Genomic DNA, 14,013 nt, shown 5'->3' with positions numbered 1-14,013 from the left:
AGGCTACAAGAAAATAATCGAGATATTTCCAAACCATCTTGGAGATGAAAAAAACAACGGTAACGTTCACAAAAAGACCCCGACAAATTGCCGGGGTCGATTGACTAATAAAAATAAAAACTGAATGAAACAGAATTTTCGTTTATGCCCAACGCCTAATTTTCGTAAGCATCTTCGTGTACTTTTGCAACGGCCCTTCCAGAAGGATCGTTCATATTTTTAAATGCCTCGTCCCATTCCAGGGCGATTTTCGTACTACAGGCCACGGAAGGCTCCTGAGGCACCGACATCGCGGCCGCATCACTAGGGAAATGTGATTCGAAAATGGAACGATAGTAAAATTCTTCTTTATTAGTCGGGGTCTGAAGCGGAAACCGAAAACGGGCGTTGGCCAATTGTTCGTCGCTCACTTCCTTGTCCACAACTTCCTTTAGGGTATCGATCCAACTGTACCCTACACCATCGGAAAATTGCTCCTTTTGGCGCCATGCGACGCTTTCGGGCAACATATCCTCAAAGGCTTTACGCACTACCCATTTTTCCATACGTTCCCCATTGATCATCTTATCTTTTGGGTTGATCCGCATGGCCACATCCATAAACTCCTTGTCCAAAAACGGTACACGTCCTTCAATACCCCAAGCAGCTAGGGACTTGTTGGCACGAAGGCAGTCGTACATATGCAGCTTGTCCAGTTTACGAACGGTTTCCTCATGAAAATCCTTTGGACTGGGCGCTTTGTGGAAATATAGGTATCCTCCAAAAAGTTCGTCCGCACCTTCTCCGGAAAGCACCATTTTAATCCCCATCGATTTGATGACCCGCGCCATTAAATACATCGGTGTCGATGCACGGATCGTGGTAATATCATAGGTTTCCAGATTATAGATCACATCTTTTATGGCATCCAATCCTTCTTGAATGGTAAACTTGATCTCGTGATGTACCGTTCCGATATGGTCGGCCACCTTTCGGGCCGCAGCCAGATCGGGAGAACCTTCCAAACCTACGGAGAACGAGTGCAACTGCGGCCACCATGCCTCCTTGGTATCATCGGATTCGATTCGTTTTTGTGCGTACTTTTTAGCGATAGCGGAAGTTACGGAGGAATCCAAACCGCCAGAGAGCAGTACTCCATACGGAACATCAGACATTAACTGCCGGTGCACTGCAGCCTCCAAAGCTTCCTTTACCGCATGGATACTGGTCTCATTTTCCTTTACCGCATCATAGTCCATCCAATCTCTTGAGTACCACTTTGTAAATGTACCGTCCTTGCTGTGTAAATAGTGTCCGGGCGGAAATAGTTCAATTTTTGTACAGGTCCCCTCCAATGCCTTTAGCTCGGAAGCCACATAAAAGGTACCGTTTTGGTCCCATCCAATATATAGGGGTATGATCCCCATATGGTCACGGGCAATAAAATATTCGTCCTTTTCGGAATCGTAAATGGCAAAACCGAAGATACCGTTAAGCTCGTCTATAAAACCAGGTCCCTTCTCCTGGTACATGGCCAAGATCACTTCACAATCCGACTCGGTCTTGAATTCATAAGATCCTTCGAACTGTTTTCGCAGTTCCCTATGGTTATAAATTTCACCGTTTGCCGCAAGTATCAGTTTTCCTTCAGGCCCCAATAGGGGCTGCTTTCCAGAAACCGGGTCTACAATGGCCAGCCGTTCATGGGCCAAAATAGCTTTATCTCCTGCATAAATACCGCTCCAATCGGGGCCACGGTGTCTTATCTTTTTGGACATTTCCAATAATTGAGGCCTTAATGTCTCGGTACTTTCCTTTACATCAAAGGCACAAACAATTCCACACATATCTAATAATATTATATCAATTTCAATACAAATATGACCCTTAATGTTTGTATATAAAACTTAAATTCTGCTTTTACTTATAATTTAATGATTTTTACATCAATATCAGATCATATTAAAATTTAGGAATACCAAAAAGCATTTAAAACGGTGATTCTGTAAGGTGGTGTAATTTTAACGACCTTTTAAAAGAATTTGAAAGCACTGTTAACTAGTTTTGAACCACAAACCTGAAACGACTCAGGCACAAAAACAAAAACACAATATGAAAAAAGCTTGTACTCTTGCCCTATTGGCACTAACCTTGGTTTTCGCATCGGAAGCCACAGCTCAAAAATTTAGCGGATTGGATAAAAGTCCTATGGATGCCGCATCATACCCTTCCGATTACAAGGTTGCGGATAAAATGGTCCGTATCGTTTATAGCAGACCTCAATTGAAAGGTCGTTCCATTGGGGAATTGGCCAAATCGGGAGAAGTATGGCGCACAGGGGCAAATGAGGCTCCGGAAATCACCTTTTACAAAGACGTCACTTTTGGCGGACAGGAGGTAAAAGCGGGAACTTATGCTTTATTGAGCATACCTGGTGACGGGGAATGGACCGTTATCCTTCACGATCAGTTGAACCAATGGGGATCTTATTTTTATGATGAAAAGAACGATGTTGTGCGGGTAAAGGGAGCTGCCTCAACGGATGGTAAATCTTTGGAAGCCTTTTCGATCGCTTTTAAGGAAGTGGACGGAGGCGCACATTTGGTTATGGGATGGGATACCACTCGCGTTGCCGTGCCGATTACCATGTAATACCAGAAATGGTATCACAACGACCTGAAATCGTTTTGTCGAACAAAACCCTAGGCCCGATGGGCGTTAGGGTTTTTTTTGGTCCCTCAAGTAACTGTACTATACCTATTGCCCGATGAAATAGATCGTTTTTAAGAAAAGTATGAAATTCTTTTCAACCATACATTAAAGTAGCGGTAAACGGTTGGCTGTGGGCCGTTTTGTAATCCATAAAAATTGCGGACCGCCAAGCGCGACCGCTAAATTATCCAAGATTTAAAACGCCCGTACCTGGAGGAAATGTCGACGGCGTATTTTACGACGGGTATGTTATACAACAACAAGGCAATAAAGGTTTTCTCGCTGTCCCGCATAGCGACCGAGCTTTACTTCAGCCCGCCGATACCGTTTTTTTCCCGATTACCCTAAAGACCCCTTGGGTAGCCCTTACGGTTCCGGTGAAGTTACTGCCATTGGCGTTCAAAAATACCCCAATGGTCTCCGTTTTGATCTGAAGGGTAAAACGGAGCGTACGCTTTTTTGCGACTACGTCCGTAGCCATATAGGCCTTGTCCCCTACCTGCACTTGTGCTTTATATTGCTTGCCTTCTTTTAGCACCAATAAAAACCCGTTTTCATAGCCTTCCGGTGCCCCTTGCACATCGTAGGACCATCCGCCAACGAAAACGGATTCGAATACGGGACAACGTGTGGCTTCTTTTGTTTCCGATGGTAAAATGGAGGCGCCGGCTGCAGTGGAATACAATAGCAGCATCCAAAAGGAATAGAACACTATTTTTTTCATTATATCTGGTATTTGCAGGTGTTATCGCTTTCGCCATCCAAAGGGAGCCATGACAATCCTAATTTACTGATTTTTTGGTGCAATAACCGTACCATTGCGTCTACTGAAACATTTTCTTAGTTGCGCGTTGTAATGCCTTCCGCTCTCAACGATCGAAGAAGCGACCCTGTTTTTCCGTTGGTCCTTTCCTTTTCCTCCAAACTATCATACAACTCTTTAAACTTCTCCTGAAAATCCGACGCCAACATTTTCGCCATTTCGAATCGATATACACTTCCAAAAGTACTGTTAGCATCGGAGCGAACATAGTTCAGCAATACTTTCATTTCCTTGGAATTCGCGTCCAAATCGGCTGCGTAGGCCAAAAGTACCCTTATGGGATCGACGTAGTGGTTTTCCATGGCTTCGCCATCTTCCATTTCCTTTGCCAAATATGAGGTAATTTCCTTTTTTCCCTGTTCGGGGTCCAGAAAGGCGATGGCAGTATTCATATACTCCAAAAAATCTTGATTTTCATCCTTGTTCGCCCGTAACGTAACCAACTGGGAAGCTACCTTTTTGTTTACGTTATCGCTTTCTGACAATAATTTTAGCACGTAAAAGCGGAATGCCCCATTGTCGCGATGCCAATATTCCAACAACTCTTGTTGGGTCCGCTCTGGTTTAAGCCGATAAAAAAGTTTAAAAAAGCGTTCGCCGTCGCCATTGGACGGACCACCGGTATAGAGCGTCCTTACATACGCATACGCTTTCGTTTTATTGGCCGTGCCCAGGCTATCCGCCCAATGGTAAATTACCTGATAGGGCAATGCGTGCTCATAGCCCAATACATGCTCTAATGGATTTTCGGCGATATAGGTATTGGCCCATTCCTTGTTTCCCGAAATGGAAAGGTACCTGCTCCAATTTACTTGCGAACGGTTAGCGGCACTATCCGGGGCTTTCTCCTGTTTTTCCCATAGATAGTGTACAAACTGTTGCCTATCCCGTACATTTTTTGATGTCGCAATGGCTTTCAGGTAGTACGGCCATCGGTCGGGCGCCTCCTTCAACCTAACGAAAAAATAGGCCAATGGAGCAGCTATCGTTTGTAGGTCGGGCTCGTAAATTACGTGCATCCCGACTTCACGATCAAAAGCCTGTTTTTTAAAAAGCGCTTCTTCCTTGGCCAAATAGGCCGCATACTCCGAGCAATCGGTCCGTAGCACTTTGGCTTCTTTCTCCATTTTCACCGTAAACTCGGTGTTGTCCTGTGCATGTGATCGTAACATCATAAAAAATACAAATCCCAAACAAAGGATACCCTTTGTTTTAATATACTCAAACCGTGCTTTTCTTATACCTACCCCCCGCGGCTTCAGGGTCGCATTCTGCACCATAATTTCAACATTTTAAACTTCAGTAGCCCCGAAATATCCGGAGCAATACAAACGGAAAAAGCTCGATTACCGTGCCAAAACCATCTTGTCCGGTTTTTGAAAAAAAGTTGGGACGCGTTCCCTACTAAAGATATCGCTTTTCAGGAACTTTGGTTTCAGGCGTTGCTATTTTGCACACAATGCAGCATTGCGTATTCCGTTTCTGACCTTGTTCAAAAATACTGCCAAAACCGAACGGTAGAAATAAAATTGTGTGAAATTGGAAATTATACCATTTTAACTTTGAAATAGCACTAATAAATCGTTTCTTTTTCAGCTGTTCTTCGTTAAAAAATATAACCGTAGCTACGGCTATGCTTAGATTTTTTGCCTCGAACAACTAAAAGATAATTCAATTTCTATACGCGCGATTTCAAAGTTAAAATGGTATTAGCGGACCATTCGCACCACCGTTACCGGACTGCAACAAAAATTTCTACCTCGGCGTTGGTAGGGTCCTGGGCCTTTTCCCCGTAAACTTCAAAATCGGCCGTATACAAGCGGTCGAAATCGTTTTCCCATATCTCCTTCCAAACCTTGTATACCACTCCTTTTGACAGGTCGCCATTCGCTAGAAACCTTAAATAATTGCTATCGTTAAAACGCTGCCCGACCATCCCCTCGGGAATATCCTCCAAGGAATCCACCATACAGCCCAATATGGTATCATAAGGTGCGGTATGGTCCTTCTCATAATTAGTGTATATGGACAAAACGGAGGTACTTATTTTGTTGGGAATCTTAGCCACGATGTTTTCCGAAACGAACCTGTGCCACAGTTTCCCGATATCTCTTGCCGCTTGCCCATTTTCATTGATCGTCCTCACTTTGATTCCGATGACGCTAAATCCCTCTTGTTTTCTTTTTTCCATTCGATATTGCCTTATGAGCTACAATAGTACCACCGGATAGTGACAACCTTGTGTCAGGAAGTATGTTATAAAAAATGGGTGTTGTGACGTGGCCCGTTCGCCTATGGAAATGGATAACAAAAATGCCACCAAACCCAAAACCGGACCATAATCCCTGAAACAGTTTTCCTTTACGGAAAGTAACGGAAGGCTATAGAAACCTTAGGATTTTCGTTTACGGGACGAAGCTCTTTTTTTCTCCTTGATCTTTACAAAAACCAATTTTCTGCGGCCTTTGGAGTCTTCACGGCGCTCCACTTCAAAGTTGGAAATAGAATCGACCAACGGGGTCAATTTTTGAAACCCATAATTACGTGCATCAAAGTTCGGTTGTTTCTTTTGAAGTAGGCTTCCGACATCGCCCAAAAAGGCCCAACCGTCATCATCCGCCAAATCGTTAATGGTGTTCGATATCCAACGGACTTCCTTGGCCGTAATTTTATCGATATCGTTCTTTGTAGCAGTTTTGTCCTTGTTATTGTCCGTAGTGTCCTCTCCCGAATTGTTTTTTAAAATTTCGATGTAGATGAACTTGTCACAGGCAACAATGAACGGATTTGGCGTCTTTTTTTCCCCGATACCGAATACCTGCATGCCCGCTTCCCGAAGCCTTGTGGCCAGGCGCGTAAAATCGCTGTCGCTACTTACGATACAAAAACCGTTCACCTTACCGGAATACAAAATATCCATGGCATCGATGATCATGGCGGAATCCGTAGCATTTTTACCTTGGGTATAGCCGTACTGTTGGATTGGTACAATGGCATTTTCGAGCAGTACTTGTTTCCACTTGCCAAGTCTGGGGTTTGTCCAGTCTCCATAGATCCGTTTTATAGTGGGGTTCCCATACTTGGCAATTTCCTCCATCATCTCCTTCACATAAGCCGAAGGTATGTTATCTCCATCTATGAGTACCGCAAAATTTACATCCATACCTGTTTTGTTTCTATGGTAACCGACATCATTGTCCAATCTACCGCAAGGTAAGGGGATTTGAATGGGAATGGAAATGGTACCGCAAATTTAATCGGGAGCAACGACACTTTTGCTAATGGTAAACTCTACCCTTCTATTTTGTTGCCGGCCCTGTTCGGTTTCGTTTTCCGTAATAGGCGAATTGCCGCCATGGCCCTGCCAAACGATCCGTTCCTTTGGCACCCCCAATTCCTGCAGGTGGTTCGCTACGGCTTTCGCCCGCAGCTGGGAAAGTTGTTGATTGTACGCTACCGACCCTACATTATCGGTATGTCCGTCAATAGCAATTTTCAGATTGGCATTGGAGCGCAATAAGGTGTATACCTTTTCGAGTTCATTTTTGGCCGATTTTAAAAGGGACGACCGATCAAATTCGAACAGTACATTTTTAAAGATGTAACTTCGGTCAAGTTCGATGTTACTCGTTTCTTTTCCATCGGCAATCGCTACAAGGGGTTTTGCCACCTCCATTTTTTCAACACCGCTTACGGCGACCATATCGATATAATAATATGCCCCTTGCTTGGCATTTTTTTTGGTCTTGAACATTCGTGTACGGGCGTTGGCCTTAAAATTACCGATACACATAAAACGCTCGTTTCCCTTGGCGGTAAATTGGGAATTGACCAAAATCCAATCTTTGGTATCGGAAAAAAAATTGGTGTATCCGATTTCCAAATAGGTGTATTGATGTCCCTGTAACTGATACCGTTTTTTCTTGGAAAGATTTTTTTGCGTGGGAATCTTTAACTCGTAATTGGAGAACAACACTCCGAACTCCTTTATTGCGGAATCCGATTTTTCGGCTAGGCTTACGTAAAAAGAAACCTGATATTTTTTTCCCGCCTGTAATGGTTCGGTAAGCGCCACCTGTATATATTCCCGATAATCGTCCGGGGCAAACACGTACATACCGGTATACCCATCACCAAAATCGGCAGGTTGCCTGCCCTTAAAGTTTTCGGGAGTGCCCATAGCGGAACTACAAGCATTAAAATAATCGGTGGTACCGGATGTAGGGCATGACCAAGAAGCGACATTGGTATCGAAAAGTCCAAGTCTTTCAGGGCATTTGGCATAGCTTTCAAAACTGGGATTCGCGACCAGGTTCTGTGCACGTAGGAGCAATGGAAAAATTCCCATGCACAAAAAGAGCAATCGCTTTATGCCGATCGAAACAAGCATTACCGAATGGTTGTACCATTTTAACTTTGAAATAGCACTAATAAATCGTTTCTTTTTCGGCTGTTCTTCGTTAAAAAATATAACCGTAGCTAAGGCTATGCTTAGATCCCCGGTCAAGCCGGGGACAGGCTTTTTGCCTCGAACAACTAAAAAATAATTCAATTTCTATACGCGCGATTTCAAAGTTAAAATGGTGTTAGTTATCCTCTAAAACTACGATATATGTTTATCGGATACAACACTGGCCGCTTCCCTTCGTTAAACGGTAGCTTTTTATGGATTTATGGGATTTTAGAAAATCCATGTCCTATCGAATGTTCGCCCCAATTGATGCAATAGTCATTCCCCTGCCACCGAAAGGGGTCGTGGGGCTCGGTTATAACTTCCTGCCGTTTCCTATGTTAAAATGTACAATCTCATGGCAATTCCGAAGGTCGCAAGGATCTTGAAAGGTAGTATCGCTATTATTGCCCATCCTCGAAAAGGGTTTCCGTAATTCCATCTTGTTGTTCAAAGGCTCCGTTCGAGATCATAAACTCCGCTCTTCTGTTTTTGCGTTGCCCATCTTCGGTAGCATTGTCCGCAACGGGCTGCTTTCCGCCATGCCCGATCCAACGGATACGTTCTTTGGGAAGCCCTAAACCGGTCAGGTACGCCGCGACCGATTTTGCCCTTTTGGCGGAAAGTTCGTTGTTATAATTTTCGGTTCCATCATTATCGGTATGCGCATGAATGGTCACAAAAAGTTTTTCGTCTTTTTCCAATTCTTGAAAAAGCCGTTTCAATTCCGTTTTTGCCAGATGGTCCAATTCATATTCGTCCGTTTTAAATTTCACATTGGGCAACCTGTATATTTTGTTTACCTGTATGTCGTTAAACGGATATTCATCGGGTAAAAGGGTGACGGAAACCATATCCAAATAATAATAGGCCGCCTTTTTCACCCCTTTCTCTTTATGGAGGTTCGATTTTCGATCATCCCGAAAATTACCAATGGTCAAGAACTTTTCGTTTCCCTTGGCTATAAATGTCGTTACCACCCGGCTCCAACTTTTGGTATTGGTAAAATACATCCAATTGCGCATTTCGGTAAAACTATATTTCGAATTTCTGGAGATATCGCCTTGAAATTTGATCACCTTTCGGGTATTGACCTTTTTCTTGTTCGATGAAAACAACACTCCGATATCGCGTATGGAATATCCCGATTTATCGGCCAAACTGATATAAAAACTGACCTCATAACGCTTTCCCGCCCGCAACGGTTGTTTTAGTTGTCCCTGAAGGTATTCCCGATAGTCGTTCGGAGCACTTAAATATAGACCGGCATAGGCCTGACCAAAATCGGCAGGTTGGTATCCATTAAAATTTTTAGGAACGCCCATATCCGAACTACAACTGTGAAAGTAGTCGGTGGTGCCTCCGGTAGACCTGGACCAATGGGGAACGTCATCATCGATATTGCCCAATTCTTCGGGGCATTTAAAATGCTCCTCAAAACTTGGATTATACACCAGGTTTTGGGAATGGACCATATAAAAACAGCCTAAAAACAAGACTGCTAAAATTGAGGGAACTTTATGCAATTTTATTGATTTACTGATGTATTTTCTTACATTTTTCTTTTCTATAACGCAAAAGACCCGAGTTTAGTATCCTGGCCATGAGGTCATAACGCTACCAAACCGCTTCGCATTTAACATACACAGGTTAATCGGAAAAGAATGAAATTCGTTTTCAACATGGCATTAAAGCAACCTGGGTTCGACTAAAAAATGGGCTTCATGACAAAATGAATGAAGAACATCAGCCCTTTGTTTTTTAATTGAAACGTCCGTTCATTTTTTTGCTTTTTCAAAAGAAACAGAACCAAAGAAAAAGAGACCGCTTTGTCGAGCGAAGTTTCATACTCCTCGGACCACAAAGGGCATTTTAAGATAACAACACGAAACCCTTGACTATATTTTAGCTACTTTTATGATGATTTTTTGGCCTAGCACGGTACAACTATAAAAAAAACAGATGTCATTTAAAGCCCAACACTTTTACCTACCTTGGTTTTTTAGTACCCTCATTGCCCTATCGGCCTGTAGTAGCACTGATGACACCACCACCGAAGAGGAAGAAGATACCGCGTATATTCCGGTAACGGTTTATGGGCAAGTCAATGATAAACCTGCTGTATTGGATATTTCCAGTGAGGGAACGACCCAATTCACCAATCTTGAAACTGAATTCGGTTTAAATCCGGATTATAAATATTTTTCGGTGTTCACCTTTGATATGTTACTGTTTTATACTTTGGACATACCTACCTTGGACCTAAAACTTAGAAACTTAGCAACCGCGACCACAACTCTGGTACCGGAGTTTTGTGCCAGTTTTGAAGATGAAATACGCTACGGCCCTGGAACCAATGGCGATGTGGTATACAAACTGGCCGGTACCGAAAATGAAATCGATAAAAGCCTCTATTTAGAGGTTTACGACCTACTGGAAGAAGCACCCTGTTCAAGAATTGATGTCGCCTATTCCGATTCTGCTTCTGCAGATTTCACCCCTTTCGATATTCAAACGTATGATAACTTTGTTTTGGTCTATTACCTAAAAGCCGAAGGGGGAGTACCAGAATATCGAGTATCCTTGGTGGACCTTGCAGCTGGAGAAGTATTAAACGAATTCACTTTTGATGATACCATCAATAAAGCATTTATAGCGGGCAACGAAGTATTTATAGATAGTAAAACCAACAACTTTAATGAATATGATGTTTATGATATAAATGATTTTAGCTTTAAACGGAGTATTACCATTGTATCAAAACCATTTACGCCCACTTTACTGACATCGTTTACAGTAGAAAACAAATTTCCTTCCTTTATTGCCCTTCCCCAACCATCTTCCTTTCCGGTCGCACCCGCTATCACCGATTTGGAAAACGGGGATATCCTTTTTGAAATGACGGCGGAAGAACTAATAACATTCGACAATAAAGTATTGACGGAAATTCTACCCGACCTTGTGACTCCAGCAGATTACGCCCGTTCTTTTCATGATTTTAAGGTCGATTTGAAAACGGAAACCATAATTTTTGCATATTCAACCTCAGCCAGTACGGGGTACGTTGTTTTCGCGGATTACGAAGGTAACATCAAATCCCATGTTGAACTTCCCTTAGATCCAAAACGGATAATCATCCACTAACCAAAATCATAGTCTTCGGCCCTTATGTTTTCAAAACTCAAAGTAGTAATGGTAGTGGAAAGGAGATAGGCAATACTAATATGCGCCCTTCACACCTCTGCAGCATGTGCTGAATGCAATTTGGTATGCTTTGGTCATTGTAACAAACCCAGTATCTTTTCCTCTACCTCCGTACTGTCCCATTTATCGGCGATATTCGGTAGTTGCATCACCTGTTTCATAATCGCTTCCTGTGCATCGCCTACGGCAAGGGCTTCGGAATAGGGCCTTTCGGAAAAAGTGACCCGGGAGTACGCAGGTATCCATTTTTTGGGATGTTTGGCAGCGAACCGTTTCTCGATTTTCTTTTGAAGTAAAAAATTGGGGTCGGCGGTCTTACTGCTCATCTCCATAAAATTCCGGTAGCTGAGTTCCGCTATCGCATCCGCATTGGGCTTACGTTCTTTTTGATACTCCATAAAAATAGACTCCCAATCGTCTCCATGGGTTTCCATAAGTTTGTTCAGCATATAAATATCCTCAAAGCCGGCATTCATTCCCTGTCCATAAAAAGGAACTACGGCATGGGCGGAATCCCCTACCAACGCCACCTTGTCCCAATACGTCCATGGATAGCACTTCATGGTTACCATGGCACTCGTAGGGTTTTTAAAGAAATCTTCCAGCAGACTATCCATTACCAACATCACATTCGGGAAATACGTAGTAAAAAAAGTGGTGGCCTGTTTCCGGTCGATAATGTTTTCGAAAGAAACCGGACCTTCGAACGGCATAAACAAAGTACACGTAAAGCTGCCGTCCAAATTGGGCATAGCGATCAACATGAATTTACCCCTGGGCCAGATGTGAAAGGCATTTTTATCCAGCTTATGGGTACCGTCGGCATTTGCCGGAATACTGAGCTCCTTATAGCCGACATCTATAAAATCCTGGGAATAGTCAAAACGGCTTCTGCGCTGCATTTTATGGCGGACTCTTGAAAACGCCCCGTCACAGCCGAACACCATATCATATTGATACGCCTGCCATTCACTTTTTTCAGATTCCCCGGTATAAATTTTAGCTTCCGGTAGATCGATATCCCATACCTTTTCATTGAAACGAAACTGAACACCGGCCTTTTCCGCAAGGTCGATCATTTTACGGTTGAGCACACCCCTCGAAATTGACCATATGGCTTCCCCTTCCTTTCCGTATGGTTGAAAATATTGCGGTTTTCCAATGACGTGCATGGCCCTTTGGTGCAATGGAATGGCGATTTCCTTAATGGTTTCCTCGATAGCTACCTCCCTAAGGGCCAACCAACCGCGGTTGCTCATCGCCAGATTGATGGAGCGGCCCGAAAATGCCACATTCCGAATATCTGGGCGTCGATCAAAAACCGTTACGTTATGTCCCTCGCGTTTGAGGTAAATGGAAAGTAACGAACCAACAAGGCCAGAGCCTATAATCGCTACATTTTTTGGTGTTTGCTTCATGTTGTCGTGGAAACCAAGAATAAAGGTAAAGATACCAAAAAAGCGGGGCCATTGTATCGGTGCCCTTGGTTTCGTTTCGAATAAAAAAACCGTTTCTTATACCATTTTAGCTTTGAAATAGCACTAATAAACCGTTTCTTTTTCAGCTGTTCTTCGTTAAAAAATAGAACCGTAGCTAAGGCTATGCTTAGATCCCCGGTCAAGCCGGGGACAGGCTTTTGCCTCGAACAACTAAAAAATAATTCAATTTCTATACGCGCGATTTCAAAGTTAAAATGGTATTATCATTTTTTTAACGTGACGCCCAAAACCATTCAACACGTAAGACCGTATATAAGGGGAACAACGGCACACGTTATAAATCTTCCGCTTCGGCGCCTATATATATCCAAAAAGTCCTTCACATTAGGTTTGTGAAGGACTTTTTTTATCAATAACGGCTTAATTAAGACAATACGCCATCAACAATACCGTACGCGATGGATTCCTCCGCATTCATCCAATAGTCCCTATCAAAATCCTTCAGGACCCGATCGTATTTTTGCCCACAATTATCGGCCAAAATTTGGGCACTGAGCTCCTTGGTCTTTATAATTTCCTTTGCCTGTATTTCAATGTTGGAAGCCTGCCCCCTAGCACCCCCACTTGGTTGATGGATCATCACTTGGGCATGTGGCTGTATAAAACGTCTGCCCTTTTCCCCTACGGATAAGAGAATGGACCCCATGGAAGCTGCCAAACCGGTACAGATGGTCGACACCGGGCTCTTTAAAAGTTTAATGGTGTCGTACATGGCAAAACCAGAGGTAACATAACCGCCCGGGCTATTGATATACAATTGTATTTCGCTATCGCCCTGCATATCCAGATAGAGCAATCGGTCGATGACATGTTTTGCCGAGTCGTCATCTACCATTCCCCAAAGGAACACCTTGCGTTCCCCCAGCAGTTTTTCATCTATCGCTTCTTGTATTTTTCCTTTTTTCGAACTCATTACCTACAGTTTATTAAGACTTCAAAAATACTGATTTTATCCTGAAAAGTAGCGCTTTTTAAATTCGTAAAAAACCTGTTCACACTAAAACTGTAACAGCTGGTTTTGCCAGGAAGGAATGTGAACGTGTACTTTTCCATTCCCTTCTCAATAACAATCCGATAAACAAAAATCCCCTCAGGGTTTTTACGCACTCGAAGAAATCCGTCTTCTCCACTCCTGAAGGTCAACAATCGGACTCCATAAAATATACCAGTTTTCATTGTTTTAAACATAAGCACGTCGTTATGGAATAGATTGGGGTTAGGCACAATGACTTCTAGCACAACGTACAAAACGGAACATACCCATTTCATGATGGAGAACTACCACTGCTATTAACGAAATTTTCTTTTTTTTGTGGGATGGTATTCAATTTCATCTCATTTTTTTG

The 14,013-nt window shown here is 43.0% G+C and carries 11 protein-coding genes; 2 read left to right on the top strand and 9 right to left on the bottom strand.

What is annotated here, in order from left to right:
- Positions 1-155: 155 nt before the first annotated feature.
- Positions 156-1,826, bottom strand: coding sequence for an asparagine synthase B (gene asnB, locus ACRD7P_RS04445; RefSeq protein ID WP_430906303.1), 1,671 nt, complete (start codon positions 1,824-1,826; stop codon positions 156-158).
- Positions 1,827-2,091: 265 nt separating this feature from the next.
- On the opposite strand from asnB, the gene ACRD7P_RS04440 reads away from it, so the two are divergent.
- Positions 2,092-2,631, top strand: a complete 540-nt coding sequence (locus tag ACRD7P_RS04440; protein WP_430906301.1) for a DUF2911 domain-containing protein — start codon at positions 2,092-2,094, stop codon at positions 2,629-2,631.
- Between the two features lie 370 nt (positions 2,632-3,001).
- Here the strand turns inward: ACRD7P_RS04440 and ACRD7P_RS04435 are convergent, their stop codons facing one another.
- From ACRD7P_RS04435 to ACRD7P_RS04410, 6 genes are all read right to left on the bottom strand, one after another.
- Positions 3,002-3,415 carry a hypothetical protein gene (locus ACRD7P_RS04435; RefSeq protein ID WP_430906300.1) on the bottom strand — a complete coding sequence of 138 codons (414 nt, stop codon included), beginning with the start codon at positions 3,413-3,415 and terminating at the stop codon, positions 3,002-3,004.
- Positions 3,416-3,531: 116 nt separating this feature from the next.
- A complete protein-coding gene (locus ACRD7P_RS04430) occupies positions 3,532-4,707 on the bottom strand; it encodes a hypothetical protein (RefSeq protein WP_430906299.1) in 1,176 nt (391 codons plus the stop codon).
- Positions 4,708-5,246: 539 nt separating this feature from the next.
- On the bottom strand, positions 5,247-5,705 hold the full coding sequence (locus ACRD7P_RS04425) for a GyrI-like domain-containing protein (RefSeq protein ID WP_430906298.1): 459 nt from the start codon (positions 5,703-5,705) through the stop codon (positions 5,247-5,249).
- A 201-nt stretch (positions 5,706-5,906) separates the two neighbouring features.
- A complete protein-coding gene (locus ACRD7P_RS04420; RefSeq protein ID WP_430906297.1) occupies positions 5,907-6,677 on the bottom strand; it encodes an NYN domain-containing protein in 771 nt (256 codons plus the stop codon).
- Positions 6,678-6,767: 90 nt separating this feature from the next.
- Positions 6,768-7,904 (bottom strand): OmpA family protein, encoded by a 1,137-nt coding sequence (locus ACRD7P_RS04415; protein WP_430906296.1) that lies wholly within the window; start codon positions 7,902-7,904, stop codon positions 6,768-6,770.
- A gap of 464 nt (positions 7,905-8,368) precedes the next feature.
- The gene (locus ACRD7P_RS04410; protein ID WP_430906295.1) at positions 8,369-9,490 is read right to left on the bottom strand and encodes an OmpA family protein; all 1,122 of its coding nucleotides are present in this window, start codon (positions 9,488-9,490) and stop codon (positions 8,369-8,371) included.
- Positions 9,491-9,926: 436 nt separating this feature from the next.
- Between ACRD7P_RS04410 and ACRD7P_RS04405 the strand changes: the two genes are divergently transcribed.
- Positions 9,927-11,108 carry a hypothetical protein gene (locus tag ACRD7P_RS04405; protein WP_430906294.1) on the top strand — a complete coding sequence of 394 codons (1,182 nt, stop codon included), beginning with the start codon at positions 9,927-9,929 and terminating at the stop codon, positions 11,106-11,108.
- Between the two features lie 134 nt (positions 11,109-11,242).
- On the opposite strand, the gene ACRD7P_RS04400 is transcribed toward ACRD7P_RS04405, so the two are convergent.
- Together ACRD7P_RS04400 and ACRD7P_RS04395 are read right to left on the bottom strand one after the other, a co-directional pair.
- Complete coding sequence (locus ACRD7P_RS04400) at positions 11,243-12,586, bottom strand: FAD-dependent oxidoreductase (protein ID WP_430906292.1); 1,344 nt, start codon at positions 12,584-12,586, stop codon at positions 11,243-11,245.
- 445 nt (positions 12,587-13,031) lie between these two features.
- Complete coding sequence (locus ACRD7P_RS04395) at positions 13,032-13,580, bottom strand: ClpP family protease (RefSeq protein ID WP_430906291.1); 549 nt, start codon at positions 13,578-13,580, stop codon at positions 13,032-13,034.
- Between the last annotated feature and the right edge of the window lie 433 nt (positions 13,581-14,013).

Source organism: Maribacter sp. 2-571, assembly GCF_050589625.1.
Lineage (GTDB): Bacteria > Bacteroidota > Bacteroidia > Flavobacteriales > Flavobacteriaceae > Pelagihabitans.
This window is presented reverse-complemented; position numbering and strand designations above follow the sequence as displayed.

What these genes read in the sequence shown, in the direction of transcription:
- asnB (WP_430906303.1), bottom strand. Translation starts at nt 1,826, where the DNA reads ATGTGTGGAATTGTTTGTGCCTTTGATGTAAAGGAAAGTACCGAGACA.
- ACRD7P_RS04440 (WP_430906301.1), top strand. Translation starts at nt 2,092, where the DNA reads ATGAAAAAAGCTTGTACTCTTGCCCTATTGGCACTAACCTTGGTTTTC.
- ACRD7P_RS04435 (WP_430906300.1), bottom strand. Translation starts at nt 3,415, where the DNA reads ATGAAAAAAATAGTGTTCTATTCCTTTTGGATGCTGCTATTGTATTCC.
- ACRD7P_RS04425 (WP_430906298.1), bottom strand. Translation starts at nt 5,705, where the DNA reads ATGGAAAAAAGAAAACAAGAGGGATTTAGCGTCATCGGAATCAAAGTG.
- ACRD7P_RS04420 (WP_430906297.1), bottom strand. Translation starts at nt 6,677, where the DNA reads ATGGATGTAAATTTTGCGGTACTCATAGATGGAGATAACATACCTTCG.
- ACRD7P_RS04415 (WP_430906296.1), bottom strand. Translation starts at nt 7,904, where the DNA reads ATGCTTGTTTCGATCGGCATAAAGCGATTGCTCTTTTTGTGCATGGGA.
- ACRD7P_RS04405 (WP_430906294.1), top strand. Translation starts at nt 9,927, where the DNA reads ATGTCATTTAAAGCCCAACACTTTTACCTACCTTGGTTTTTTAGTACC.
- ACRD7P_RS04400 (WP_430906292.1), bottom strand. Translation starts at nt 12,586, where the DNA reads ATGAAGCAAACACCAAAAAATGTAGCGATTATAGGCTCTGGCCTTGTT.
- ACRD7P_RS04395 (WP_430906291.1), bottom strand. Translation starts at nt 13,580, where the DNA reads ATGAGTTCGAAAAAAGGAAAAATACAAGAAGCGATAGATGAAAAACTG.